Here is a 4,474-nt window from a genome sequence, read left to right as displayed (position 1 = left end):
CGACTTCAGGCACGGGCGCAGGCTCAACCACCGGCTCCGGCACCACCACAGGCGCCACGGGCTCGGCGACAACCGGGGCGGCGGCCTGTGCAACCGACGCAGGCGGCGCAACCACTGGCGCGACAACAGCCGGGCCAGCCACTGGTTTGGCGGAATCAACTGTGGCCTGGCTGATCCCCACTGGCTTTAGCGGCTGTCTCGGCGCATCCGCCGTGTCGGCGGGCCTGAAGGCCAGCATCCGCAGCAGGACCATTTCGAAGCCGCCCCGCGGATCGGGTGCCAACGGCAGGTCACGTCGCCCAATCAGGCCCATCTGGTAGTAGAACTGTACGTCTTCGGCCGGTAACGCCTGGGCCAGGGCCAACACGCGGTCGCGGTCGCCGTGGCCGTTGTCGACACCTTCGGGCAGGGCCTGGGCGATGGCGACGCGGTGCAGCACATTGAGGATTTCCGACAGCACGCCATTCCAGTCCGGGCCTTGCTCGGACAGATGGCGCACGGCTTCGAGCAACGCCTTGGCGTCGCCTTCAATCAACGCGTGCAGCACGTCGAACACCTGGCCGTGGTCCAGGGTGCCGAGCATCGCCCGCACGTCGGCGGCCAGCACCTTACCTTCACCGAAGGCGATGGCCTGGTCGGTAAGGCTCATGGCATCACGCATCGAGCCGTCGGCGGCACGACCCAGCAACCACAGGGCGTCGTCTTCGAACGGTACGTTCTCGACACCCAGCACGTGGGTCAAATGCTCGACCACACGCTCCGGGGTCATGTTTTTCAGGGAGAACTGCAGGCACCGCGACAAAATCGTTGCAGGAAGTTTCTGCGGGTCGGTGGTGGCCAGGATGAATTTGACGTAGGGCGGCGGCTCTTCCAGGGTCTTCAACAAGGCGTTGAAGGAGTGGCTGGACAGCATGTGCACTTCGTCGATCAGGTAGACCTTGAAGCGGCCACGGCTCGGTGCGTACTGCACGTTGTCGAGCAGCTCGCGGGTGTCTTCGACCTTGGTGCGGCTCGCGGCGTCGATCTCGATCAGGTCGACAAAACGCCCTTCGTCGATTTCCCGGCACACCGAGCAGGTACCACACGGCGTCGAGGTGATGCCGGTTTCACAGTTCAGGCACTTGGCAATGATGCGGGCAATGGTGGTCTTGCCCACCCCGCGGGTACCGGTGAACAGGTAGGCGTGGTGCAGCCGCTGGCTGTCCAAGGCATTGATCAGAGCCTTGAGCACATGGGTCTGGCCGACCATTTCGCGGAACGAGCGCGGACGCCATTTACGTGCAAGAACCTGATAACTCATCGAAAACCGTCGCAACTGGGAAGCGGAAGCGGGTAATGCTAGCGGAGCAAGGGGGAAATTGCATCCGGCACGCTCGTCTAATCTGACTAAGCTGGTCTGACCAAGCCTGTAAAAGGCTGAACCCGGAGAATTTATGCGCGCAGTCCTGGGCGCCTTGTGGATGATTGCCACGGTCAGCCTGGCGGCACCCGCACCTCTGCGATTCTCCATTTCCGACAGCTGGACCATGCCCATGGTGCAACTTGACCAGGGCCAGCCGACCCAAGGGATTTTGTATGACCTGATGTTGAGCCTGGCCACCCAGGTCGGCCGTCCTGCGATATTCCATGTGCTGCCGCGTGCGCGCATCGACACCGCCATGGAGCGCGGGGATGTGGACGTGCGCTGCTACGTGACACCGGCGTGGCTGAACAACCTGTCGGGGGACTACACCTGGAGCATCCCGCTGCTGGTCCAGCGCAATGTGCTGGCCGCCGGGCGCGTGCCCTCAACGTCAGTGGCACTGGACAGCCTTGCGCCGCAACACATCGGCACGGTACTCGGCTACAGCTACCCGACCCTGGAGGCGCGCTTCGCCAGCGGCCAGTTCAGCCGCGACGACAGCCGCAGTGAAGAGCAAGTGCTGCAAAAACTGGTGGCCGGACGCTTCAACTATGCAGTGATCAACGAATGGATCCTTGACCGCTTCAATCAGCAATTACCGCCCACACAGCGCCTGCATACGGTGGCCGTGATCGAGGAGCAACGCCTGGGCTGCTATGTGCGCAACGACCCGCAGGTGCCGGGGCAGCAGATCCTGCGCACGTTGCTGCGGATGAAAATGTCCGGGGAGATTGATGAAATCATCCAGCTGTATATCGGGAACAGCGCCCCCGCCCCTTAAGATCACCTGATTGTCCTTGTGGCCAGGGAGCTTGCTGTGGCGAGGGAGCTTGCTCCCGCTGGAGTGCGCAGCGCTCCCAAAGATCTTGGGGCCGCTACGCAGCCCNNCCCTGCGGGAGCAAGCTCCCTCGCCACAATAAACATCACTCAAGCTTTTGCCACTGCGGCGGCGGTGCAAATCCCTCGACCCAACCCGGCACGTCGTCCGCAGGCATCGGCCGGGCGATGAAATAGCCTTGGGCCACTTCGCAGCCCATGCGCATCAACAGCTGGCCGTGCTCCAGGGTTTCCAGGCCTTCGGCAATCACTTCGCGGCCAAACGCGCGGGCCAGGCCGATCACGGCCTTGGTCAGCGCCAGGTCGTCCTTGTCGTGCAGGATGTCGCGCACGAACGACTTGTCGATCTTGATGGTCTGGGTCGGCAGGCGCTTGAGGTAGCTCAGGGAGGAATAGCCGGTGCCAAAATCATCCAGGGAGAACTGCACGCCCAAGGCCTGGCAGGCCTCCAGGTGCTGGGTGACACGCTGGATATTGTCGATGGCCACCGACTCGGCGATCTCCAGGTCCAGCCGGTGCGGCTCCACCTGCGGGTATTGCGCCAGCAAGTCTTGCAGGCGCTCGACAAAATCCTCGCGCTGGAAGTGCCGCGCCGCGATGTTCACGCTCACCGACCACCAATGCCCATGCACCTGCCAGCGATGCATCTGGCCCAACACCTGGGCGATCACCCATTCGCCGATATCGACAATCAGGTCGGTCTGCTCGATCAGTGGCAGGAAATCCCCCGGCTTCACCAGGCCACGCTCGGGGTGCTGCCAGCGTAACAACGCTTCGAACCCCACCACCGTGCCGCAGCGCAAGTTGACCTTGGGCTGGTAATGCAGGCACAACTGGCCCGCCGCCAGGGCCTGGCGGATCTGCTCCACGGTCTGGTGGCTGGCCTTGACCTCCTGTTCCAGGGATACATCAAACAACTGGTAGCGGTTGCGCCCGCTCTGCTTGGCCACATACATCGCCTGGTCGGCATGGCGCAGCAAGGTGTCGGCGTCCTCGTCGTCCAGGGGGAACAGCGTGACGCCGATGCTGGCGAACACATTCAGCTCCGCCCCCTGGATCGAGTACGGCTCGGAAATCGCCTTGAGGATGCGCAGCAAGGCGCCGTTCAGCTCGTCGATATCGCGCACATAACGCAGGATCAGCACAAATTCGTCACCGGCGAGCCGGGCGACCACGTCCTCGCCGCGGATGATCTCCCGCAACCGAGTGGCCACTTCCACCAACAACAGATCCCCACAGGCATGCCCATACCCGTCGTTGACCGCCTTGAAGCCGTCCAGGTCGAGCATGCACAACGCCAACGGTATGTCTTCGCTGCGGGAGAACTCCAGGGACTGGTTAAGCAACTCCGACAGATAGGCGCGGTTCGGCAAGCCGGTCAGCACATCGTGGCCGACCCGCCATTGCAGGGTGTGCAACAGCTGGCGCTTTTCGCTGACATCAAAGCGGATCGACACGTACTTCTGCACGCGCCCGGTCTTCTCATCGAGCAGCGGCACCATGGTGCTGTCCACCCAATACAACGTCCCATCCTTGGCCCGGTTGCAGATTTCCCCACGCCACACCCGGCCTTCGCTGATGGCTTGCCACATGCCCTGGAAGAACCCCGCAGGGTGCAGTCCCGAGCTCAGAATGCGGTGATTTTGCCCCAGCAACTCGTCACGCCCGTAGCCGGACATGCCGCAGAACTGGTCATTGACGTAAGTGATGCAGCCCGCCAGGTCAGTCTCGGAGAAAATGGCGGCTGCATCCACGGCCCTGCGGTATTTCTCGTCCATGAGTCAGGCTCACTGTGGCTAGCGGTTGAACCGCTCGACCAGGGCGCGCAACCCGGAAGAGATGCTTTCGAGTTCCCGGCCACGGGTGACTGCAGCGTTGGCATTGCCCGCTGTCTTTTGCACCGTGGCGGCAACGTTATTGATCTGCTGTGAAACTTCCTCGGCGACGTGGGATTGTTCCTGTGAGGCAGCAGCCATTTGCTGACTCATACCGGTAATACGCTCCACCGCGTGGCGAATACCTTGCAGCGCCTGCTGCGCCTCAAGTACTTGCTGCACGCCCTGCTCGGCCTCGTGAATGCCCAGGCTCGCGATCTCGACCGCCTCATCGGCGCCGGCCCGCAGGTTCTGGATGATGCCCTGGATCTGCTGGGTCGACTCCCGCGTCTTGCCCGCCAGGGCGCGCACCTCGTCGGCCACCACGGCAAAGCCACGGCCCTGCTCGCCGGCGCGGGCC

At 63.1% G+C, this 4,474-nt stretch carries 4 protein-coding genes; 1 reads left to right on the top strand and 3 read right to left on the bottom strand.

The features are described 5' to 3' along the window. The coding region (gene dnaX, locus HX846_RS12465; protein ID WP_178965473.1) for a DNA polymerase III subunit gamma/tau at positions 1 to 1,300 on the bottom strand (1,300 nt) is incomplete at its 3' end. A 133-nt stretch (positions 1,301 to 1,433) separates the two neighbouring features. On the opposite strand from dnaX, the gene HX846_RS12460 reads away from it, so the two are divergent. Further along, positions 1,434 to 2,183: an ABC transporter substrate-binding protein gene (locus tag HX846_RS12460; RefSeq protein ID WP_178965472.1), complete on the top strand. Its 750-nt coding sequence runs from the start codon at positions 1,434 to 1,436 to the stop codon at positions 2,181 to 2,183. 142 nt (positions 2,184 to 2,325) lie between these two features. On the opposite strand, the gene HX846_RS12455 is transcribed toward HX846_RS12460, so the two are convergent. After that, complete coding sequence (locus HX846_RS12455; RefSeq protein ID WP_003219057.1) at positions 2,326 to 4,017, bottom strand: bifunctional diguanylate cyclase/phosphodiesterase; 1,692 nt, start codon at positions 4,015 to 4,017, stop codon at positions 2,326 to 2,328. Positions 4,018 to 4,035: 18 nt separating this feature from the next. Further along, positions 4,036 to 4,474: methyl-accepting chemotaxis protein (locus HX846_RS12450; protein WP_256739808.1), on the bottom strand; the 439-nt coding region annotated here is incomplete at its 5' end.

Source organism: Pseudomonas sp. K5002 (genome assembly GCF_013386655.1).
Classification (GTDB): Bacteria; Pseudomonadota; Gammaproteobacteria; order Pseudomonadales; family Pseudomonadaceae; genus Aquipseudomonas.
This window is presented reverse-complemented; position numbering and strand designations above follow the sequence as displayed.

What these genes read in the sequence shown, in the direction of transcription:
- HX846_RS12460 (WP_178965472.1), top strand. Translation starts at nt 1,434, where the DNA reads ATGCGCGCAGTCCTGGGCGCCTTGTGGATGATTGCCACGGTCAGCCTG.
- HX846_RS12455 (WP_003219057.1), bottom strand. Translation starts at nt 4,017, where the DNA reads ATGGACGAGAAATACCGCAGGGCCGTGGATGCAGCCGCCATTTTCTCC.